We start from the raw sequence: 22499 nt of genomic DNA on the forward strand, positions 1-22499 counted from the left end.
AATAGCCTCTGTAGGAGCGCGCTTGAGCGCGAATAAGGCGGTTACAAGCGGCGTTAGATGTCATCCAAGGTGACCGCGCAGTCTTGTAAGTCTGCCTATAACCAGACTGCATCCCAATGCGGATAATCCCCGACCGATTCAACCAGCCCAGCCCGTAATGGATTGGCGATGATATAACGCGCAGCCTTGCGCAGATCATCGTCACGACGCATGGCGCGGTCGTGGAAACCGCGTTGCCAGTGCAGGGCTGGGATACGCGCTGCGGAAAGAGTTTTGATCCGAGCCACTACCCTGGAAAGGTGTTCATCCTTTAGCTGAACCAGCCAGTGCAAATGATCCGGCATGACCACATAGGCGATGCTCTCTACCCGCTTCAGCGTCACCTGCTCCTGCAACACTTGAATCAAGGTTCGGGCCGCTCTCAGGTCCCGAAAAACCGGTGCCCTGTCTCGCGTCACACTGGTGATCAGATAGGTCCTGCCGGGCTCCGAATGTCGCCCGTGCCTCAAACGGCTTCCTTTAGCCTTATTATTCATGGCATGCCTCCTTGCTGTCCTGAACCATTTTAGACTACTGGGTCAGACCCCCTTCGCGCTCAAGCGCGCTCCTACAGGGCTGTGGACGTCGGGTTTTGTGTAGGAGCGCGCTTGAGCGCGAACAGGGCGGGTTGCAGGCGGGTTGAGATTAAACCATTCGCGGTCAAGGCCTGGCCGGCCGCCCCGGTCCTACCAATTGGGGGTGGGGTTGTAGGAGCGCGCTTGAGCGCGAACAGGGCGGATTGCAGGCGGGTTGAGATTACACCATTCGCGGTCAAGGCCTGGCCGGCCGCCCCGGTCCTACCAATTGGGGGTGGGGTTGTACGAGCGCGCTTGAACGCGATCAGCAGCTGACAGCTGCATCACAAGAGCCAACAGACTGCTTTATCTCAACGGATTCGGACAGTACCCTATGTATCTAAGCAATTTCGACGCGCACAGGATTAAACCGAGTCCTCAGTATGCTTGTTTCAATCAGGCCAGGGAACGGCAAAAGACGGGTTTCTCCCCAAGACATCTCTTGAACAAGGTCATCTACTGGCAATGAAAATCCTCGTTACCGGCGGCGCAGGCTTTATTGGCTCCGCGCTGATTCGTTACCTGATCAACAACACCGATGACAGCGTGGTGAACCTCGATAAGCTCACCTACGCTGGCAACCTGGAGAGCCTCAGCGAGATCAGCGGGTCAGACCGTTACCAGTTTGAACAGGTGGACATTTGCGATGCTGCGGCCGTGCAGCAGGTGTTTATCCGGCATCAACCGGATTGGGTCATGCATCTTGCGGCTGAAAGCCATGTCGACCGCTCGATTGACGGCCCGGCCGTGTTTATTCAGACCAATATCCTCGGGACCTATACCCTGCTGGAAGCTGCCCGGCATTATTGGCAAGGGCTGGAGCCAGTACGCAAGGCGCAGTTTCGCTTTCATCATGTGTCTACCGACGAGGTTTTCGGTGATCTGCCGCATCCCGCGCAAAGTCCAACAGTGGCCAGCCAACGCTTCAACGAGACCAGTGCTTACGCCCCCAGCTCGCCCTACGCGGCCAGCAAGGCCAGTGCCGATCATCTGGCTCGGGCCTGGCTGCGTACCTATGGCTTACCGGTACTGATCAGCAACTGTTCAAACAACTATGGCCCCTATCATTTTCCGGAAAAGCTGATTCCGCTGGTTATTCTGAATGCGCTGGACGGCAAGTCATTGCCGGTCTACGGCACAGGCCAGCAGATCCGTGACTGGCTCTATGTGGAGGACCATGCGCGCGCGCTCTATGCAGTGGTAACACGGGGCCAGGTCGGAGAGACCTACACTGTCGGTGGCCACAATGAGAAGCAGAATATTGAGGTGGTACTGGCCATCTGTGACACCCTGCAGGCGTTGCGTCCGAGTGAAACCCTCTATCGTGACTTGATCACTCATGTTGAGGATCGCCCCGGGCACGACCAACGCTACGCCATAGATGCAAGCAAAATTCAGCGCGAACTGGGTTGGGCGCCGCAAGAGTCCTTCGAGACCGGCATGCGCAAAACCGTCGAGTGGTATCTTAATAACCTCGACTGGTGCCAGCGGGTGCAGGATGGCAGTTATCATCGCCAGCGACTGGGTACAGCTCTATAATACCGGCTGAAAAAACACCTTTTACCCCGAAATTTGAATGTGCAAAGAGGCAGGGATGACCGATTTTAATAACAAGAATGTTGTGGTTTTTGGTGCGCAGTCGTTTTCAGCGCTTGCCAGTTACCTGCTCAGCGAGCAACGACGCGTTGTCGCGCATGTGGTCGATGACAGCTACCTTAAGGGGGATAGTCTTAACGGTATCCCCGTGATTGGCCTCAGCCGTTTGCTGGCGAGCTTCCCCCCTGAGCAGCATGACATTATCGTACCCCTGGGATTCAACAGCATAAACGGCGTGCGTCAGCAGAGATGCGATCAGCTCGAAGCCATGGGTTATACCCTGGCCAGCTTTGTTCATGCATCGAGCCAGTGCTGGGCTGATCTGGAGGTCAAGGCTAATACCTTGATCTTCGAAGGCGTTACGGTGCAGCCGTTTGTCACGCTTGGGCGCAACGTCATTCTTCGAGCGGGCAGCAATCTAGGTCACCATAGCCGTGTTGGTGATCACTGCTTTATCGCCTCGGGTGTTACCACTGGCGGTAATGTCAGCATTGGTGATCGCTGCTTTATTGGTTTAGGTGCGGTATTGCGTGATGGTGTGCGGATTGCCGATCGCTGCTTTATCGGGGCAGGCGCCGTGGTCGTAAGCGATACCGAGGAAGATGGCGTATATGTAGGCAACCCGGCGAAAAAAATGGCCAAGACGTCGACTGAGGTGACCCGTTGAGGGCAAGCTATGACCAATAAATCCTATATCATCAGTCTGGCGCCTACCGGCATCATTCCCACGAAATCGCAGACCCCGCACGTGCCGGTATCCCATGATGAGATCATCGACACGGTTGCCGAATGTCTCGAGCTGGGTGTGCAGATGTTCCATCTGCATACCAGAACGCCAGAACAGACCCACAGTAATGATCCACTGCAATATGGCCGGCTGATTGAGGCTATCCGCAAGTTGCCCGGTGGCCAGCAGGCGATTCTCTGCGTGACGGCCAGCGGTCGACAGAGTCCGGACTTTGAAAGCCGAGCGCGGGTGCTGGAGCTGGACGGTGACATGAAACCGGACATGGCCAGCCTGACCCTGTCTTCCCTGAACTTTCAGCGCAGCGCCAGCATCAATGAACCGGATGTTATTCGTCAGTTAGCGGCGCGCATGCAGGCGCGTGGCATCAAGCCGGAGCTGGAAGTATTCGACTTCGGCATGCTCAACATGGTGCGTGTGCTCATGAATGAAGGTCTGGTGCAAGGGCATGCTTATGCCAATCTGTTGTTTGGCAACATCAGCAGCGCCCAGTGCACAGCATTGCAGATGTCCACATTACTTCAGGATGTGCCTGACAACCTGACCTGCTGCCTGGCTGGACTGGGGCGCTTTCAGTTGCAGGCCAACCTGTTCGGTCTGATGTTTGCCGATGGCGTACGCGTTGGCTTGGAAGACAATATCTGGTTCGACCAGCAGCGCAGCCAACTGGCTACCAACGTCAGTTTGGTCAAGCGCATCAAGCAACTGGCCGAACAGCTTGAACTCCCTCTGATGCCCGCCCAGGCCTTGCGCGAGCAGCTACTATCGAGCTCAAGCACACTATGAAAGGTATTATCCTTGCCGGCGGTTCCGGCACGCGCCTCTATCCCATTACCCTGGGCACCTCGAAACAACTGTTGCCGGTGTACGACAAGCCGATGATCTATTACCCGCTGTCAGTCCTGATGCTGGCGGGTATCCGCGATATTCTGATCATCACCACCCCCGAGGACGAATGCGCCTTCAAACGGGCGCTGGGTAATGGTGAACAGTTCGGTATCCATCTCAGCTTTGCAGCCCAGCCCAGCCCGGACGGCCTGGCCCAGGCCTTCATCATTGGCGAGGATTTTATCGGCAGCGATAGCGTCTGCCTGGTCCTGGGCGACAACGTCTTCTACGGTCAGGGCTTCACGCCCAAGCTCAAACAGGCCGCCGCCCGACCAGAGGGCGCAACTGTGTTCGGCTATCAGGTCAAGGATCCTGAGCGCTTTGGTGTGGTCGAGTTTGATGAGCAGCAACGCGCCATTTCGATTGAAGAAAAGCCCGCCAATCCCAAGTCCCACTTTGCCGTTACCGGACTGTATTTTTACGACAACAAGGTTATCGATATTGCCAAACAGGTCAGGCCCAGTCAGCGCGGTGAGCTGGAGATCACCAGTATCAACCAGGCCTATCTGGAGCGGGGCGAGCTCAACGTTGAGCTGCTGGGTCGCGGCTTTGCCTGGCTGGATACAGGTACCCATGAAAGCCTGCTGGAAGCCGCCCAGTTTGTTGAGACCATCGAGAAACGCCAGGGCTACAAGATTGCCTGCCTGGAAGAGATCGCCTTCAATCAGGGCTGGTTGAGCCCTGAGCAGCTGCTGGCGCAGGCCAAACAACTAAGCAAGAACGCTTATGGCGACTACTTGTTTGCCCTGGCCACGGGCAAAGCGTGATATCACTCAGGTACAACCGATGATTGGGGCCATAATGCAACCTCGCTGCCTGCCTTACCGAGGCTACTACGACCTGTTTCACCAGGGCGATCACGCAGTGCGGATTTCAGACCGGGACGACTTTGCCTGTGAAGGTAAGCCAACCCAGTCGTCATTGACGCCTGACCCTATCGAGCAGCTTCCAGCATGATCACCGTTGCCAAACCCTGGCTGCCCAATCGCGACGCCTTGAACCGTTATCTGGATGGCATCTATGAGCGCGGCTGGCTGACCAACAACGGTCCATTGGTTCAGGAGTTGACTCGCCGCCTGCAAGCCTGGCTGGGGGTTGAACACCTGTTGCTGGTGGGTAACGGCACGCTGGCGTTGCAGGTTGCTTACCGCGCCCTGGGCGTAGATTTACCGCTGCATGGCAAACCGGCTGAGGCTGTTACCAGCCCTTTCAGCTTCATTGCCACTGCCAGCTCGCTCAAGTGGCAGGGCATAGAGCCGGTGTTTGTCGATATCGACCCGCACAGCTGGTGTCTGGATGCCCGACACATTGAAGCGGCGATTACCCCGCAGACCCGCGCCATCGTGCCGGTGATGGTGTTCGGCAATGCCTGTGACGTCGAGCAGATTGACGCCGTGGCGCAACAGCACAATCTCAAGGTGATCTATGACGCGGCCCATGGCTTTGGCGTCAACTACAAGGGCCAAAGCCTGCTGAACTGGGGTGACGCAGCAACCCTGAGCTTTCATGCCACCAAGCTGTTCCATACTGTCGAGGGCGGCGCCATCGTATTCAAACGCGCTGAAGACCTGCAGCGTGCAGAGAAAATCATCAACTTCGGCCAGAGCAGCCCCGGTTGCATCGACGAGCTGGGCATCAACGCCAAGATGAATGAATTCCAGGCCGCCATGGGCCTGTGTGTGCTCGACGAGTTGCAGGCCAATCTGGCAGGCCGGCAACGGGTTTGGCAGGCCTATCATCAAGCGCTGCATCAATCCTTTACCTTGCAGCGTTGGCGGCCTGATGCCAGCCAGAATCATGCCTATTTTCCCCTGCTGCTGGACAGCCAGCAGCACCTGCTCAAGGTCATGCAGCGCTTGGCGGAGCAGGGTGTTCAGGCGCGTCGCTACTTTTATCCATCACTTGATAGCATCGCCAGTCTTGGCAGTCACCCCGCGCAGCCTGTCTCCAATGACATAGCCTCGCGCATCCTCTGCCTGCCGGTCTATGCCGATCTTGAATCAGAGGAGGTCCAGCGTATTGCTGCGCTGGTAAACACCCCATGAAGGGATCGACCGAATCCTTGGTGATCAAACACCAGCAGGAAAGAACCGAGGTCTTTCAGCCCAACCAGCGTCTCGATCAGTTGATTGAACGTCTGCAACACTTGCTGGTGCCCGTCCAGCAAAGTGTGAATGCGCAGGCAGCTAGCCCGCGTATGCCGGTGCTTGTGCTGGTGGGGTGTCCGCGTGCCGGGATCACCTTTGTCAGCCAATTGCTGGCCGCCACCCAGGCGGTTGCCTATCCAAGCAATCTGCTGTCGCGTTTTGCCTATGCCCCGCATATCGGAGCACTGATCCAGCAATTATTATTCAACCCTGACTATGATCTGGGTAACGAGTTCAGCGACCTGCGCGCCGAGTGCGGCTTTGACTCCACCCTGGGCAAAACCCGTGGCGCACTGGGGATCAGTGAGTTCTTCCATTTCTGGCGGCGTTTCATGCCCAACCACGAGCCGGAACACCTGAGCCCGGAGATGCTCGCCAAGGTAGATATCAAGGCACTGCGTGCCGAGTTGGCCAGCATCGAGTCGGTGTTTCAAAAGCCTTTTATGTCAAAGTCCAAGATGCTGCAGTTCAACCTTGGGTTCTTTGCCCGGGCCATGCCTGAGCTGCGTATCATTCATGTGCAGCGAGACCCGCTGTATGTGATGCAGTCGATTCTCCAGGCGCGGCGCACCTACTACAACACGGATCAGATCTGGTGGTCTGTCAAACCCAGTCAATATCCGCTGCTGAAAGATCTTGAACCCACGGCGCAAATCGCTGGTCAGGTCTATCACACCGATCAGGCGATTCATCGGCAACTGGCCGATTTGCCAGCTGCGCAGTGGCTGAGTGTTGGCTATGAATCTGTATGCAGTGATCCTCAGGCTTTTTTGCAACGGCTGGCCGGGCATTTTGACCTGCCTGAGCTGACTGCCGATCTGAGCCAAATTCAGACCACCTATCCCTGTGGCAACAGCCTCCGCCTTGATCAGGCAACGCTCGACAGACTGCGCGGCCATTACCAGGCACTGTGCGATCAGGACCCACTCCCATGAATATCCTGTTAACCAGCGTAGGGCGCCGGGCCTATCTGGTGGACTACTTCAAGCAGGCATTGCAAGGGCAAGGTCAGGTGATCGCCGCGAACATGTTTGCCGCTGCACCGGGTATGTATGCCGCCGATATAGCCGTGGTAACCCCGCCAGCCAACAGCCCGGAATACCTGCCAAGCATCCTTGAGCTGTGCCAGCGCTACCAGGTCAACCTGCTTTGTGCACTCCACGACCTGGATGTCTATGTGCTCAGCCAACACCAGCATCTGCTCGACGCCGCCGGTGTTACCACCACTTTGCCGAGCCAGGACTGGGGACGCATTTGCCTGGATAAATATGAGTGCGGCACGGTGCTTGAGCGCGCCGGTATTGCCGTGCCACGCTCGGTCCTGACCCTGGAGGCCGCACTTCAGGCTGTACAGCATGAGCGCATGCACTACCCCCTGGTGGTCAAAGCCAGACTGGGCTTTGGCTCGCTGGCCCTGGCCCATTGCAGCTCCGAAACAGCGCTGCGCGTGGCCTATCAGGCGGCGCAACAGCACATTCTCGATAGCGGATTGCAGGCTTACTGTGCGGTTGGCGATGACCAGTTGGTCCTGATCGAACAAGCGCTTGGCGGCCGAGAGCTGTGTCTGGCTGTGGTAAACGACCTCCAGGGGCAGTATTGCGCTCACTTTGTCTGTGAGGTGCAGAGCATGCGGGCAGGGGAGAGCGACACCGCCGTGAGTCTGGCACGCCAGCCCTATGAAGCGCTGGCGCGTCAACTCAGCGCGCTGACCGGGCACAATGGCATCTGGGGCTTTGATTGCATAGAAGAACAGGGAGAGGTGCGGGTTATCGACATCAATCCGCGTTTCTCCGGCGATTACCCCTTCCATCACCTGTGTGGCGCCAACATACCCGCTGCACTCATCGCCTGGCAGGCTGGCGAACAGCCTGATCCGCTTTGCTTTGGCAGTAACCCGGGGCAGGCCTGCTACAAGGAACTAGTGCCCCGGCGGGTTGAGCTGGGCAAACAGGCATAAGTGCGTTCACCCTCATCGTCGGCATGTCAAAAGGAGGTCAAGGTGTCATTGAAACGGTCGCTGCAAAAACGCTGGAAGGCCCTGAGAACCCGCTGGCGGGCGACGGGCAAGAGCAAATACTTTTGTATAGGCAAAAACAAGACCGGTACCACCTCGCTGGCCAAGGTATTCAAGGACCTCGGCTACCCGGTCGGTAATCAGACCCAGGCCGAGCTGCTGGCGGTTGATCACTATCTGGCAGGCCGCTTTCAGCCGATCATTGATTACTGTAAAAGCGCCCAGGTGTTTCAGGATGCGCCGTTCAGTTACCCAGAGACATACAAACATCTGGATCAGGCTTACCCAGGCAGCAAGTTCATCCTGACCGTGCGCGATGATGCCGAGCAGTGGTATAGCTCGTTGACACGCTTTCACAGCAAAAAGTTTGGCAAAAACGGCCAGTTACCCACCGCCAGCGACCTCAAGGCGGCGACCTATGTCAGGCCAGGGCGCATGTACCAGTTCCTTCAGATCAACGGTACCCCCGAAGATGACCCCTATAACAAGTCGATCCTGATCGCCAACTACCACAAGTACAACGCCGAGGTAATCGAGTACTTCAAGGACCGTCCCGGTGACCTGCTGGTGATCAACGTCAGCCAGTCAGCGGACTTTCAGCGCCTGATGCACTTTCTTGGTGAACGCAGTGATGCCACTGACTTCCCCTGGCAGAACCGCACATGACAGCAACGCAACAGGAGTCAATTTGAACAGCCCATCCAGCCTGCTCAAAGCCTTCAGAGAGGCGAGCGTGCCGAGCCAGGCCGAGGTTATGGCCCACTGGCAAACTGATCCTGACAAACCGCTTGTCAGCGTGTTCTGCGCTGCCTTCAATCATCAGCACTACATTGAAGACGCGTTAAAAGGCTTTTTATTACAGCAGACACCCTTTGCCTTTGAAGTGCTGGTGCAGGACGACGCATCCAGTGACGGAACCGCGGACATCATCAGCGCCTGGGCCGAGCGCTATCCGGCCATCATCAAACCCTTGCTGCAGCAAGAAAATCAGTATAGCCGGGGCAAAAGGCCCTCGGCCGCCCTGCATCCGCGTTCGACTGGCGCCTTCATTGCGCTGTGTGAAGGCGATGACTACTGGATAGATCCTCACAAGCTGGCCCGTCAGGCCGCACTTTTGCAGAGCGACCCCGGCATTGGCATGGTGGTGCACAACGCACTGGTGAGCAAAGGCGACCAGCTCAAGCCCTTTGCCGATTACCAGCAGCCCTGGGCATTTACCGAGCGTGACATTCTGAAAACGGATCGGCAGTTCGCCCCGACCGCCTCTTACCTCGTTCGCCGCGCACTCTATGAGATATTGCCGCCCTGGTTCGACACCGCGCCCGTGGGTGATTTGTATATTGAACTGTATAGCCAGAAGTTCGGGCGCGGCCATTACATGCCCGAGATGATGTCGGTGTACCGCCGTGGTACGCCCGGCTCCTGGAGCGGCAGTTTTGCTCAGGACCGACTGAAAAAAGCCCGTTTTCTGCGCGCCAACATGGTCTGTTTGAGCCAATTGAAAGCCGACTTCCCAGAGGCTACTCAGGCCATTGAGGCCAAGATCAGGCGCAGCCAGCATCGGTTGCTGAGCAACCTCATCGAGCTAGGGGATATCACAGGGCTGCGCGAAGCCATCGCGCAGCTGAACATGCCCCGCCAGCAACTGCACCTCTGGTTGCTCGATGTGATCGGCCTGCCGGCCTTGCGTCTGTGTCTGGCGGCTGAACGGCGCATCGCCAAACAGCGCTGAGGCGGGCCTGCAGCGCCTGCCCAGCGACCTGTCAGTTTGATGCCAAATAAATGTCAATTTGGCTACTGTTACCCTGCACTTGGCTCATTGTCTGACGCAGCCATCACCGTGACCTAGCGTGCCGTATGCGATTTGCGCATAAAGTTGTGTCAAGACTTGTTCTTTGTCATTTGCGTCGTAAGATGGCCAAGTAAGGTTGTCAGTGAGGTGGTACAAAAAGACATATTGCCCCACCAGAACAAGGATCGTAGCCGGCTCATCCCGGCAGGCAGTCATGCCATGTTCATGCGAGGTGACAGGATGTCGAACCCGGAACAAGCTCAGTGGTACCTGGTGCAATCCAAGCCCCGGCAGGACGCCAGAGCCGAGGCGCAACTGCGCAATCAGGGGTTTGAGTGTTACCGCCCGGTTATCAGAGTAGAGCGCCTGCGTGACGGCAAGCGGGTTGAACAACAGGAATCCTTGTTCCCCGGTTACCTGTTTATCCGTTTATGCAGCTATACCGATAACTGGTACAGCGTACGTTCGACCCGAGGTGTATCAAGACTGGTGAGTTTTGCCGATATGCCACTGCCGGTACCCGAGCAGATGATTGACTGCATTCGTCAACGCACCAGCCAGCTGATTGAGTTGCCGGCTTTTCAGCAGGGCAGTCGGGTCAGCTTGACGGATGGGCCGTTCAAGGATCTGCAAGCCGTGTTTGCCCGACTGGAAGGGCACGACCGCGCTGTGATCCTGTTAACAGTCCTGCAACGTGTACAGGCAATACGGGTACCGGTTGCGGCACTAAAGGCCTTGGCCTGAGTCACAACGGCAGGCAGTGACCTTTTTGACCAGCATCTACCGGCTGGTCACCCATAATGACTTCAGGTTGCCCCATGGCATACCTCACACAGCATCGGTAGACGGTAACGCATGCGGACATTGGAACACATCACACTGGCAATCATCGGGCTTGGCTATGTTGGTCTGCCCCTGGCGGTTGAGTTTGGCCGCAAACGCAACGTCATAGGTTTTGACATCAATCAGTCGCGCATTCTGGCCCTGCAGGCAGGCCATGACAGCACCCTTGAAGTCAGCAGCGCAGAACTGGCCGAATCCAGCGGCTTGAGCTACTCCGCAAACCCAGCAGACCTGGCGCAGGCGAATGTATTCATCGTTACCGTGCCTACGCCCATAGACGAGCATAAACGGCCTGACCTGACGCCCCTTATCAAAGCCAGCGAGACCATCGGCAAGGTGCTCAAGCCCGGCGATATCGTTATTTACGAATCCACCGTTTACCCCGGCGCCACAGAAGAAGACTGCGTACCGGTTCTCGAGCGGGTTTCTGGCTTGCGTTTCAACGTGGACTTCTTTGCAGGCTACAGTCCGGAACGCATCAACCCTGGCGACAAACTGCATCGCGTCACCACCATCAAGAAAGTCACCTCAGGCTCAACCCCTGAAGTCGCTGATCTGGTCGATGCGCTGTACAACCAGATCATCGTCGCCGGTACCCACAAAGCCAGCAGCATCCGTGTGGCAGAGGCGGCCAAGGTGATAGAGAACACCCAGCGTGACCTGAATATCGCGCTGATCAATGAGCTGGCCGTAATCTTCAATAAAATGGACATTGATACCGAAGCCGTGCTGCAGGCGGCAGGGACCAAATGGAATTTCCTGCCATTCCGGCCCGGACTGGTAGGCGGGCACTGCATTGGTGTCGATCCCTATTACCTGACCCACAAAGCCCAGGAGATTGGTTACCACCCCGAGATCATTCTGGCTGGCCGCCGCCTGAACGACAGTATGGGCGCCTATGTGGCCTCACAACTGGTCAAGGCCATGCTGAAAAAACGTCTGCAGGTGGATGGTGCGCGTGTTCTGGTCATGGGCCTGGCCTTCAAGGAAAACTGCCCGGACCTGCGCAATACCAAGGTCATAGACGTTATTCGCGAACTCAGCGAATACAACGTACAGGTCGATGTCTACGACCCCTGGGTCAATGGCGAGGAAGCCCAGCACGAATACGGCATTACTCCCGTCACTGAACCCGCCATAAACGCCTACGACGGGATCATTCTTGCGGTAGGCCATAGCCAGTTTGTCGAGCTGGGCGCCGATACTATTCGCCGTTTTGGCAAAGCCAACCACGTACTCTATGACCTGAAGTATCTGCTCAGCGCAGACCAGTCCGACCTGCGGCTATGACAGTTGCCGGACGCCTCTCCCCGGGAATGGCCGAGTTCCACCTCGGCCAAAGGGCCCTAAGTCACTCAGTTGTTCCAATTCGGAGTACGACTCCTGCAGCATCCGGTAGGAGCGGCGGCCTCGCCGCGAAGGGCTTAAACCACCCCCTGGGAATGGCCGAGTTCCACCTCGGCCAACAATCCCCCAGTCCCCACAGAACAAATGGCCAAACCCAGCTACCCTTAAATCCAGGCCATATCCTGACGACTAACCAGCATAAAAAAGAACCCGAGCACCCATGACCCGCTACGAAGAATTACTCCAAAGCCTGCCCCAACAGCCAAAAACATGGCTGATAACCGGCGCAGCAGGCTTCATAGGCTCCAATCTGCTTGAGACCCTGCTCAAACTCGATCAGCAGGTCGTTGGCCTGGATAACTTCGCAACAGGCCACCAGCACAACCTGGATGAAGTACAAAGCCTGGTCACCCCGGAGCAATGGGCACGTTTCACTTTTATAAAAGGTGACATACGTAACCTGGACGATTGCCGTAAAGCCTGTGAAGGCGTGAACTACGTACTGCACCAAGCCGCACTGGGTTCAGTACCGCGCAGCATCGACGATCCAATCAACACCAACGCCACCAACATAGATGGCTTTCTCAATATGCTGGTAGCCGCCCGCGATGCCAAGGTAGACAGCTTTACTTACGCAGCCAGCAGTTCAACCTATGGCGACCATCCAGGCTTGCCAAAGGTGGAGGACACCATAGGCAAACCACTGTCACCTTATGCCGTCACCAAGTACGTCAACGAGCTTTATGCAGATGTGTTTGCCCGCTCATACGGCTTCAACTGCATTGGGCTGCGTTACTTCAACGTCTTCGGCAAACGTCAGGATCCTGAGGGTGCCTACGCCGCCGTCATTCCCAAATGGACGGCGGCAATGATCAAAGGCGAGCCCGTGTATATCAACGGCGATGGCGAAACCAGTCGAGATTTCTGTTACGTGGATAATGCGGTTCAGGCAAATTTGTTGGCGGCAACTACAAGCGACCCTGCTGCAGTGAATCAGGTATATAACGTTGCAGTGGGAGAAAGAACAAGTTTAAAAGTTCTGTTTAATATTTTGCTGTCATACATTGGAGGTGCAGGATCAAAATCATCTATGAGGCCGATACACCTACCGTTCAGAGATGGAGACGTTCGGCACTCACAAGCAGATATAGAAAAAATAAAGAGTTATATCAAGTATGTGCCTGCGTATGAAATTGAAGATGCAATTAGCATTGTTGTTAAATGGTACAAAGAAAGATTGAATGGTTGAAACATTTATATCTTAAGTTGTGTGGAGGGTAGACAATTTGTGAGCTATTTTTCCAAATACAAGCTACATGATTTAATAAAATATGGTGCAGTATTTTTTTTTAGAGTGGTAGCTAGTCTTGGTAGTGTTGCGCTTATATATTGCGCGGCAAGGCTGGGCTCGGAAGGAGTGGTTGCAGAAGTTTCAATGCTAATGGCAGTTAGCATAGGGATTTCAGTCTTTTCAAGATTTGGCTTGGATTTGGCGGGGGTAAAGATATTTCCTGAAAAATTTGCGAATGAAAAATTGCAAGAGCTAAAAAGTTATCTTGTGTACTTTTTAAAAAGAACAATAGTAATCCAAGTCTGCTTAATAACGATTTTTGGTTTGGCGTATAGATCAAATGTTCATGTAGATTTAGCATCATTAACAATGTGTTCTTTTTCATATTCAGCTTTGGCATTGTTCTCAGTGGTCACAAAGTCATCTTTTAGGCCGGTTATGTCGGCATTATATGAGGTGGGGTATTGTTTTATTTTAGGTGCGATTGGGATATACGTATATTTATTTTTTTCTAATCTTGGTTCTATAGAAGTCCAAAGGCTTATAGCAGTATGTTCATTAAGTTATATGCTTTTACTTGGTTTGATTTTCTATGTGCATACGAGGGATATATGGGCAATTGAAAATTTCAAGAGCGATATAGACAAAAGAAGGTTGAATAGAGATTGTTTGGACTTCTCAATAATTAATGCTTCAGGATATTTTTATAGCTACGGATACGTATGGGTTGCAGGAACGGTATTGTTGTCAGCGGATGTAGCAGTGATAGGTGTGCTTTCGAGAGTAGTGTTTGCTATTGGGATTGCCTTGATGGTCGCTAATACGATATACAATCCAAAGTTCTCAGTAGATATAGCAGCAGGTGATATTGAGTCCTTAGAGAAAAATGCGGTTCAGTCGTTGAAGATGATGATGCTCATAGCGCTTCCCGCCTTTACATTTTTTATACTCAGCCCAAGCAAGGTTTTTGAGTTTTTCTCTATTGATCCTACAGCCATAGAAATTACTGCGCTGATTGTTATGTCTTGTGCACAGATTGTCAATGTGGCAACCGGCAATGCTGCAGCAATTTTGAACTTATCAGGTTATCAGCATTTGGTTAGAAAGAATGCTGTTGCCCACTTAGTTTTAGGGCTGGGTTTTTCTTTTGCATTAGGACTTTACTTTGGCCTAATAGGTCTCGCGTGTGCTATATCCGCTACACTAATGTCACAAAACATAATTTTAGTTTTGGTGTTAAAAAAAGTTGTGGGTGTAAACTTATATAAGAGTCTATTAACCTAATGCTATACATCATAAGTGGTTGTCTTTTGTGTCTATTCTTTATGGTTTTTTGGGGGATAGATAGTCGGCGAAAGCTTATTCTAACGCCTTTTATGCTGTTTTCTGCGTACTATATATTGAGAGTTGTTCCTGGATTTTATTACGGGATTCATTTTTATAAGATGGAATCCATTTACGTTGTAATCCTTCCTTGCCTTTATCTTTTCTTTTGTATTGGTTATTTCATTTTTTATCCGGATAAAAATGATTGCAATGATTGCGTTGAGGGTGAGAATGTTCTGAGAAGTTATCCAGGTGCTTATTACGAAAAATCAATATTCTTTTTTATGTGCATTACCTTGATTGCGGGAATGCTTTTATATAAGGGCATACCTCCTGCAATTGTATCGCTGATGGGGGTTACAAGTAATTACAGCGATGCGAACGAAGTTGCATCATTTGTGTCGGAGGCAAGGCGTGAGATATCAAAAGGCCATGTTTTTGGTGGCGACTACAAAGGGCATGGTATATATCGAGAGATATTATTTGTTTCATCTATAATGCTTATGTCTTTAAGTGCAGTTTATTTTTTTGGTAAAAAAAATCTGAGATCTCTTGTTGTGTTGTCACTTGCTTTTATAGTGTCATACGTTTTTGTTTCAGGTGACGGTACAAGAGGTAGATTTTTGGTCGCTGTAACAGTATTGTTTGTGGCTTACAGCATTATTAAGAAGGTCACTATAGCTAATATAATTGTTGTAATGACGATAATGATTTTTTTGTCAGTATTATTAGGTTTATATACTAATAAAATGGCTATTCTATTTGAGCAGGGCGATTGGCTTCAGATTTTCCTGCAAATCATTGAAAGAATCTTTGTTGGCAACTCAATTAATGACATCGTTGCAGTAAGAGCATTTGAGTCAGGCTTTTTGAGTTATGGTTGGGGTTACTGGTTGCTTAGAGATGTAATGGCTTTTGTTCCTGGGCTTAGCTTAGATAAGCCTTTAGCCTATTATATTTATTTATATGAAATTGGTGGGGATTCAACAACGTACCTTACTGGAACTTCGGTTTCACGGGGTTATGCCGATGGAGGTGTGATAGGTGCTTGCCTATATTTCTTTATTTTAGGTGCTGTGTCTAAGTTTCTGCTGCAAATAAAGTCATTTTTTAAGTCTAGCGCGCCATACTACGTTTCTGTTATTGCTTCATTTTGGGTGGTAGTGGGGCAGGCCTACGTATCTGGCATCGCCGGGGTTGTTTTTTTAAGCGTAATGCTGACTGTGTTGTTGGTTGCTCATAAGACTTTGATTAGGGTGTAGTATGCGTAAAATAATCTATTCATCAAATGTTGATATTACACTCGGGAAAGGCCCATCAGTTAATGAGCTGGAGTTTATTGATTCTTTACTACGATGCGATAACGTTGAACCAATTGTTCTCATACCTAAGCTTAAGTTTCCGCTTAGACCAAATTTAGAAGGTAGAGTAAGAGTCGTGACAAGATTCTATGTTAGCAGTAAGTCAAAAGTTAGTTTGATTGCATGGGAGGTGATTTCGTTTTTTAATATTTTAAAGTATGCGACTGATAAGGGCTCTAGGTTTATATTTAGGATTTCTGTTTTTCCGTTAAGTCTGTTTTTTGCTTGTAGATTAATTTCTGGTCGTTATCATATAAAAACTATCGGCGATGGTGCTTTTAGATATTTAAAAAAATTCCCACTTGGTGATTATCTGATTCGTATAAATCAGTTAATGTATAAAGTAATAGTTAACAATGCATGCTCTGTTGATATGGTTACCGAGATGCATAAGGTGGAGTTCTCAAGGTTGATTGGGTACAAAAGAAAATGCCATGTTATTGATAATAAAGTAAACAATGAGGTCTTTTATAGTTCGCAAGAAAGGTCTCATGTAAGATCGGCTATTGGTATGTGTCAATATGATTACCTTGTCGGTTATATAGGTAACGATCCCTTAAATCGTGGTGGGCTTGAGATTATTAAAGCGATTGAAATACTCCGTCAGAAATTTTTAATTAATGTGGGTGGGATTATTGTTGGTGAAATATCCAAATCGGATTTGATGGAAGTTAGATCTAATTTCAATATAAATAATATTAAATTTGTTGGGCATGTTCAGTACTCAGAAATCCCCTTTTGGATGTCAGCATTGGATGTTGGAGTTTCTTTTTTGCCCAAATGGCATAGAGGTGCTTCAGAGCAGAAGGTACGTCAGTATCTTGCTTGTGGTGTTCCTGCTGTAGTTACTCCTGGTGGGAGTGAATTTGTTGCTAAAGCTGGAGTAGGTTTTGTTGTTGAAAATGACGATTTGGATGATGTTTCTTATGTTATTTATCATGCAATTTTGAATTCAAAATCACTATCGGCAAAGTGTAGGTTGTATTCTGAAATGGAATTGTCTCATACGAGATTGGCTGAGGAGAGGTTGAGCCTATTATGCAAAGGCCTACATTGATCTATATCGCTGGCTATGGGCGTAGTGGCTCAACAATATTGGATACAATTTTGTCAAACTGTGCTGGTGTTTCAGGTATCGGTGAGGCTTCAAATTTATTTGAATCATTAGGTTCAAACGAGCTATGCAGTTGCGGTTCTCGTATTGATAAGTGTCCATTTTGGAGTAACCACGTTGAAGGTGTTGATGCTAAAGCCTTAAACAGCCAACAACGTGGCGCTGAATCAATATTTAGGCTTAAGAAATTAAATAAATTTCCCATGTATATATCATTTTGGGAAAAATTTTGTCTTTCAATGGAAAAAGAAAACCTTGTTTTGGTTGACTCATCTAAAATAAGCAGGGTGACGTTTTACCGAGTTTTTAATCTAGAAAGGCTTGGTTTTAAAGTGAGGTTCGTTTATCTGTTTCGTGACTCAGAAAGTCTGCTCTCGTCATTAGTTAATGGGTCTAATAAAGCGCTGGCTGAAGGTAAATATGGATCGAGTAATTTTTTTTTATTGCGTAGTTTCTTTGGAGCCTTTGTTTCTAACGCTTTATCCTTAATTGCTTCAAGATTTTTTAAGGACCGTTATTTTGTTCGATACTCAGATTTGATGTCAGATCCTGTTAAAGTTTTAAATTTAATTGGTATTATTCCAGGGGCATATTTTAATCCATATGAGCTTTCAGCGGGTCACGGAGTCTCTGGGAATAGACTTAGGGCGCCAGGTCAGAAAATAACATTTAGATTCAGCTCAAATAATTGTGTAAGGAGTGGTTTAAAGCTACCTTTTTTTTATAAAAGGCTTTATAGGATTTTGGATATTTATGATAAAAGATAAAGCTAAAAAAATGCTCAATTTCATGCGAAAAATATGGAGGTCTCCTTCGGGATTTAAATTAAGACCTGTTCGTTTCGGGCCAAAAGTAAGTCTATCAAAGTCGTCTACTATCGAGATTGGTGATTATACATTTATTGGTGCAAGGTCAATAATTGGCCCTGCTAATGTTTCGATTGGGAAGTTCTGTTCAATAGGACCTGAAGTCATGATTGGTGTTAATTCTCATCCTGTCGACTTCCCTTCTACGTCTGCTTTTTTTTACTCTCCTGAGTGGGGTAGAAAAGTGGATATGAGAACAAAATTTAATTTAGGGTGCGTTGAAATTGGTTGTGATGTGTGGATTGGAACGCGTTCAATAATTTTGCCTGGAGTCAAAGTCGGGCATGGTGCCATAATTGCTGCAGGCTCCGTTGTTACGAAAGATGTAGATCCTTATTCAATTGTAGCTGGCGTTCCTGCAAAATTTATTCGAAGTCGTTTTCCTCAAGGTTTGGTTGAAAAAATTCTTGATAAGCCTTGGTGGGATTGTAGAGTTGATGATATTTGCTATGAATCTTTTCTTAGCCCTTACACTGGTGGGAGCTTATTCAAGTGAAAATTTTTACCTGTAACGCTTTCTTCACTATTCCGCTGTTAATGCTTTTGGGTGTTTAGGGATCCCTAATATGCGGTCAGTTTTGTTAATTGCCAGCATGCCAGGCTCGATTCTAAATTTTAGAGGTAGGCTGTTGGACTGTTTTCTTCTTCATGGATATGAGGTCCATGTTGCTGCGCCAGGTATATCGCTAGATATTGCTACTTCAAGAGCGCTGAGAGAGATGAAAGTCGTATATCATGATTTGCAATTAACTCGCACCGGACTTAATCCGTTTGGCGATATTAAATCATTTTTTCATATGCGTAAGTTGGTAAGGCTTATCAATCCAGATATTGTGATGGCATACACTATTAAGCCAGTTGTTTACGGAATGCTGGCTTGCCACTTTACTTTGGTTCGTCAACGAGTGGCATTAATAACAGGGTTAGGTTATGCATTCACAGGTAAAACAAGTGGAAAGCGTGCTTTTGTGCAGTGCCTTGCTCGCAAGCTTTATCAACAAGCATTGAAGTCAGCCACGCTGGTCTTTTTTCAAAACCCCGATGATCAGCAGGTTTTCAAAACGCTGGGCTTGTTATCAAAAGATAGTGCTTCGATGGTCGTCAATGGATCGGGAATTGACCTGGATGCTTTTTCTCTTGTGCCTCCAGTAACGGATAAGCCTGTTTTCCTGCTTATCGCGAGATTACTCGGTGACAAGGGTGTGCGCGAGTATGTGCAAGCGGCAAAACGCCTTCGTGCATTGAATCCAGAAAGTCGTTTTCTGTTGGTTGGCGGCTTGGACACAAATCCCGATGGGATTTCGCAGACAGAGCTGGACGAATGGGTCAGTGGCAACCTGATTGAGTATTTGGGACATATGAATGATGTTAAGCCAGCGATTGCTCAAGCATCTGTCTACGTGCTGCCCAGCTATCGTGAAGGTACCCCTCGCAGTGTTTTGGAGGCTATGGCCATGGGTAGACCCATCATCACCACTGACGCACCGGGGTGTAGAGAAACGGTTATTGATGGTGAAAACGGCTTTCTGGTACCGGTTAAATCTGTGGATGCATTGGTGACTGCAATGCAACGTTTTATTGATCAGCCTGATCTGATTGAACCCATGGGTAAACGGTCACGGCAAATAGCCGAGGACAAATACGACGTGCATAAGGTTAACGCAGTGATGCTCAAGGCGATGGGAATTACTGGTGATGGAGCAGCAGCTTGAAACGGCTCTTCGACATTGTCTTGTCTTTTATTGCGCTGCTTTTACTGTCTCCGCTAATAGCCCTGTTGGCTTGGCAGATCAGTCGCAAGATGGGCTCACCGGTATTGTTCCGTCAAGAACGCCCGGGTCTCAACGGTAAACCCTTTGAAATGATCAAGTTTCGCACCATGCGTGATGCACTGGATGCGCAAGGTAATCCCTTGCCCGATGCCGAGCGCATGACGCCCTTTGGGCAGTTCTTGCGGGCCTCCAGTCTGGATGAGTTGCCTGAGCTGTGGAATGTACTCAAGGGTGATATGAGTCTGGTGGGTCCTCGTCCGTTGTTGATGGAGTATCTGCCTTTGTACTCGCCGGAACAGGCCCGACGCCATGCGGTGCGGCCGGGTGTGACCGGTTGGGCGCAGATCAATGGTCGCAATGCGCTGAGCTGGGAAGACAAGTTCAGGCTGGATGTGTGGTATGTCGATAATCAGTCGCTATGGTTGGATATCAAGATTCTGTTTTTGACTGTGAAAAAGGTTTTGGTTCGAGACGGTATAAGTGCGGAGGGTGAGGTAACGATGTCCCGCTTCCTTGGTAACGAAAAAGGGGCAAGAGATGACTGAAGTGCTAATTGGTGTTTATGGTGCCAGTGGTTTTGGGCGTGAGGTAATGCCGCTCGTCAGGGCTCAAGCCCAAGCGAAAATGCCTGCTGCGTTGTTTGTGTTTATAGACGATGATCCGAGCCTGAAACTATTAAATGGCCATCAGGTATTAAGCTATAGCGATTTTATCGCCTGTAGTGCCGCTACAAAGCACGTTGTCATCGCCATTGCTGACAGCCATATACGGCAAAGATTGTCTGAGCGTTGCTCTGCTGATGGCTTATCTCAGATCAGTGTTGCAGCAGAAAATGTGGTTCAACTCGATAACGTCAATATTGGTGAAGGCTCAATCCTGTGTCATTTTGTTCAGATCACATCGAATGTGCGTATCGGTAAGCAGTTTCACGCCAATATCTATAGTTACGTTGCGCATGACGCTGTTATCGGGGATTACGTGACGTTGGCACCTAAGGTCTGTGTTAACGGTAATGTCCATATTCACGATCATGCTTACATTGGCACAGGTGCCATTCTCAAACAGGGCAGACCTGACAAGCCTCTGGTGATTGGCGCTGGTGCTGTGGTGGGTATGGGCGCGGTTGTCACCAAGGATGTGCCGCCCGGTGTGACGGTGGTGGGTAACCCGGCCAAGCCTTTGCAGCGATAACCCTCTGTTGTGATCGATTTTTGCTTTCAGAGCTCTTAGCCAGGAACGTATTAATGCTGAATACCCCCTTTTCACCTTGGCCAAGTTTTACCGAAGAAGAGGCCCGTGCCGTCTCTGCTGTGCTGCTGTCGAACAAGGTCAATTACTGGACCGGGCAAGCCTGCCGTGAGTTTGAGCGTGAATTTGCCGCCTGGGCTGGCTGTAACCATGCGGTAGCGCTGGCCAACGGCACGTTGGCCCTGGATGTGGCGCTCAAGGCCCTGGGGATTGGGCCGGGGGATGAGGTGGTGGTTACCCCGCGTACCTTTTTGGCCTCGGTGTCCAGTATTGTCAATGCCGGCGCTGTGCCGGTGTTTGCCGACGTAGACCGTGACTCGCAAAATATCACCGCCGGGACTATTGAGGCGGTATTGTCTTCGCGCACCCGCGCCATTATCTGCGTGCATCTGGCGGGCTGGCCCTGTGATATGGACCCGATCATGCAATTGGCACGCGCCCATGATCTGCACGTGATTGAAGACTGTGCCCAGGCCCACGGAGCTCATTACAAGGGGCGTCCGGTGGGCAGTATGGGTGATGTGGGTGCCTGGTCGTTCTGTCAGGACAAGATCATGAGTACCGGCGGTGAGGGCGGTATGGTGACGACCAGCGATCCCGATCTGTGGCGCCGTATGTGGGCTTACAAGGATCACGGCAAGAGCTGGGAATCAGTGTATGAGCGTGAGCATCCACCGGGCTTTCGCTGGTTGCATGACAGTTTTGGTACCAACTGGCGTATGACCGAGATGCAGGCTGTGATCGGGCGTATTCAGCTCAAACGTATGGCTGACTGGCATGCTGCGCGCGCTGCGAATGCGGAGCGCATCTGGGCGACCTGTCGCGGCATCTCTGCGTTGAGAGTCCCCGGCTTTGCCTGCAATACCAGCTGTGTCGCGGATTGTGCCTGTACCAGTGAGTGCGTGCATGCGCAGTATAAGTGTTATGTGCAGGTGCGGCCTGAGCGATTGGCGGCGGGTTGGAACCGTGACCGTATTGTCGAGAGCATTGTTGCGCGTGGGGTGCCGTGTTTTCAGGGGTCCTGTTCCGAGGTGTATCTGGAAAAGGCCTTTGATAATACCGGCTGGCGTCCCGCTGAGCGGCTGCCTGTGGCCCGCGAGCTAGGCGAAACCAGCCTGATGTTTTTGGTGCATCCAACGCTGACGGCGGCTGAGATAGACAAGACCTGTCATGTGATTGCCGAGGTGATGGGGTTGGCCAGTGCTGAGTAAGGGTTCTTGATGTTGTGGGGTGAGGGGGTTTGATCCTTTTTTTTTGGGGGGGGTAAACCCTTCGCGCTCAAGGCCTCGCCGGCCGCCCCGGTCCTACCAAACCTTCTCCACTGGTAGGAGCGCGCTTGAGCGCGAACAGGTTATGTGCAGGCTGGCCCAGACAAAACCCCTTCGCGGTCAAGCCCGCTCCTACCCAGGATGTGCAGTAAGGTTTGTTTTTTGTAGGGCTGGGGCGGCCGGACTGGCCTTGAGCGCGAACAGGTTATGTGCAGGCTGGCCCAGATAAAACCCCTTCGCGGTCAAGACTTGCCCGGCTGCGCTGGG

At 51.1% G+C, this 22499-nt stretch carries 22 protein-coding genes; 21 read left to right on the forward strand and 1 reads right to left on the reverse strand.

What is annotated here, in order from left to right:
* Window positions 1-95 precede the first annotated feature (95 nt).
* A complete protein-coding gene (locus AC27HQ_RS14575; RefSeq protein ID WP_487156923.1) occupies window positions 96-536 on the reverse strand; it encodes an REP-associated tyrosine transposase in 441 nt (146 codons plus the stop codon).
* A gap of 543 nt (window positions 537-1079) precedes the next feature.
* Between AC27HQ_RS14575 and rfbB the strand changes: the two genes are divergently transcribed.
* From rfbB to AC27HQ_RS14680, 21 genes are all read left to right on the forward strand, one after another.
* Window positions 1080-2153 carry a dTDP-glucose 4,6-dehydratase gene (gene rfbB, locus AC27HQ_RS14580; protein ID WP_487156924.1) on the forward strand — a complete coding sequence of 358 codons (1074 nt, stop codon included), beginning with the start codon at window positions 1080-1082 and terminating at the stop codon, window positions 2151-2153.
* 55 nt (window positions 2154-2208) lie between these two features.
* Window positions 2209-2877: an acetyltransferase gene (locus AC27HQ_RS14585; protein WP_487156925.1), complete on the forward strand. Its 669-nt coding sequence runs from the start codon at window positions 2209-2211 to the stop codon at window positions 2875-2877.
* Window positions 2878-2886: 9 nt separating this feature from the next.
* Complete coding sequence (locus AC27HQ_RS14590; protein ID WP_487156926.1) at window positions 2887-3741, forward strand: beta-keto acid cleavage family enzyme; 855 nt, start codon at window positions 2887-2889, stop codon at window positions 3739-3741.
* Entirely contained in the window at window positions 3738-4610 is an 873-nt protein-coding gene (gene rfbA, locus AC27HQ_RS14595; protein ID WP_487156927.1) for a glucose-1-phosphate thymidylyltransferase RfbA, read from the forward strand. Before AC27HQ_RS14590 ends, rfbA begins: the two co-directional genes overlap by 4 nt.
* 186 nt (window positions 4611-4796) lie before the next feature.
* Complete coding sequence (locus tag AC27HQ_RS14600) at window positions 4797-5888, forward strand: DegT/DnrJ/EryC1/StrS family aminotransferase (RefSeq protein ID WP_487156928.1); 1092 nt, start codon at window positions 4797-4799, stop codon at window positions 5886-5888.
* A complete protein-coding gene (locus AC27HQ_RS14605) occupies window positions 5885-6925 on the forward strand; it encodes a sulfotransferase (protein ID WP_487156929.1) in 1041 nt (346 codons plus the stop codon). The genes AC27HQ_RS14600 and AC27HQ_RS14605 overlap by 4 nt, the downstream gene beginning before the upstream one ends.
* Complete coding sequence (locus AC27HQ_RS14610; protein WP_487156930.1) at window positions 6922-7947, forward strand: ATP-grasp domain-containing protein; 1026 nt, start codon at window positions 6922-6924, stop codon at window positions 7945-7947. The genes AC27HQ_RS14605 and AC27HQ_RS14610 overlap by 4 nt, the downstream gene beginning before the upstream one ends.
* 42 nt (window positions 7948-7989) lie before the next feature.
* Window positions 7990-8670 (forward strand): sulfotransferase, encoded by a 681-nt coding sequence (locus AC27HQ_RS14615; RefSeq protein ID WP_487156931.1) that lies wholly within the window; start codon window positions 7990-7992, stop codon window positions 8668-8670.
* 22 nt (window positions 8671-8692) lie between these two features.
* Window positions 8693-9736: a glycosyltransferase family 2 protein gene (locus AC27HQ_RS14620; protein WP_487156932.1), complete on the forward strand. Its 1044-nt coding sequence runs from the start codon at window positions 8693-8695 to the stop codon at window positions 9734-9736.
* A gap of 300 nt (window positions 9737-10036) precedes the next feature.
* The gene (gene rfaH, locus AC27HQ_RS14625; RefSeq protein WP_487156933.1) at window positions 10037-10540 is read left to right on the forward strand and encodes a transcription/translation regulatory transformer protein RfaH; all 504 of its coding nucleotides are present in this window, start codon (window positions 10037-10039) and stop codon (window positions 10538-10540) included.
* A 111-nt stretch (window positions 10541-10651) separates the two neighbouring features.
* Entirely contained in the window at window positions 10652-11929 is a 1278-nt protein-coding gene (tviB, locus tag AC27HQ_RS14630; RefSeq protein WP_487156934.1) for a Vi polysaccharide biosynthesis UDP-N-acetylglucosamine C-6 dehydrogenase TviB, read from the forward strand.
* Between the two features lie 277 nt (window positions 11930-12206).
* Entirely contained in the window at window positions 12207-13235 is a 1029-nt protein-coding gene (locus AC27HQ_RS14635) for an NAD-dependent epimerase/dehydratase family protein (RefSeq protein WP_487156935.1), read from the forward strand.
* A gap of 39 nt (window positions 13236-13274) precedes the next feature.
* Window positions 13275-14561, forward strand: a complete 1287-nt coding sequence (locus AC27HQ_RS14640) for a lipopolysaccharide biosynthesis protein (RefSeq protein ID WP_487156936.1) — start codon at window positions 13275-13277, stop codon at window positions 14559-14561.
* A 41-nt stretch (window positions 14562-14602) separates the two neighbouring features.
* Window positions 14603-15865: an O-antigen polymerase gene (locus AC27HQ_RS14645; protein WP_487157002.1), complete on the forward strand. Its 1263-nt coding sequence runs from the start codon at window positions 14603-14605 to the stop codon at window positions 15863-15865.
* A gap of 1 nt (window position 15866) precedes the next feature.
* Window positions 15867-17021, forward strand: coding sequence for a glycosyltransferase (locus tag AC27HQ_RS14650; protein ID WP_487156937.1), 1155 nt, complete (start codon window positions 15867-15869; stop codon window positions 17019-17021).
* Window positions 17003-17845, forward strand: a complete 843-nt coding sequence (locus tag AC27HQ_RS14655) for a hypothetical protein (RefSeq protein WP_487156938.1) — start codon at window positions 17003-17005, stop codon at window positions 17843-17845. The genes AC27HQ_RS14650 and AC27HQ_RS14655 overlap by 19 nt, the downstream gene beginning before the upstream one ends.
* Window positions 17832-18440, forward strand: a complete 609-nt coding sequence (locus AC27HQ_RS14660) for a CatB-related O-acetyltransferase (protein ID WP_487156939.1) — start codon at window positions 17832-17834, stop codon at window positions 18438-18440. Before AC27HQ_RS14655 ends, AC27HQ_RS14660 begins: the two co-directional genes overlap by 14 nt.
* A gap of 97 nt (window positions 18441-18537) precedes the next feature.
* Window positions 18538-19656, forward strand: coding sequence for a glycosyltransferase family 4 protein (locus tag AC27HQ_RS14665; protein ID WP_487157003.1), 1119 nt, complete (start codon window positions 18538-18540; stop codon window positions 19654-19656).
* Window positions 19653-20261 carry a sugar transferase gene (locus tag AC27HQ_RS14670; protein WP_487156940.1) on the forward strand — a complete coding sequence of 203 codons (609 nt, stop codon included), beginning with the start codon at window positions 19653-19655 and terminating at the stop codon, window positions 20259-20261. Before AC27HQ_RS14665 ends, AC27HQ_RS14670 begins: the two co-directional genes overlap by 4 nt.
* Window positions 20254-20907 (forward strand): acetyltransferase, encoded by a 654-nt coding sequence (locus AC27HQ_RS14675; protein WP_487156941.1) that lies wholly within the window; start codon window positions 20254-20256, stop codon window positions 20905-20907. The genes AC27HQ_RS14670 and AC27HQ_RS14675 overlap by 8 nt, the downstream gene beginning before the upstream one ends.
* Before the next feature lie 53 nt (window positions 20908-20960).
* Window positions 20961-22175 carry a DegT/DnrJ/EryC1/StrS family aminotransferase gene (locus AC27HQ_RS14680; protein WP_487156942.1) on the forward strand — a complete coding sequence of 405 codons (1215 nt, stop codon included), beginning with the start codon at window positions 20961-20963 and terminating at the stop codon, window positions 22173-22175.
* Window positions 22176-22499: the final 324 nt, after the last annotated feature.

The organism is Halopseudomonas sp. 4NH20-0008, from assembly GCF_057548395.1.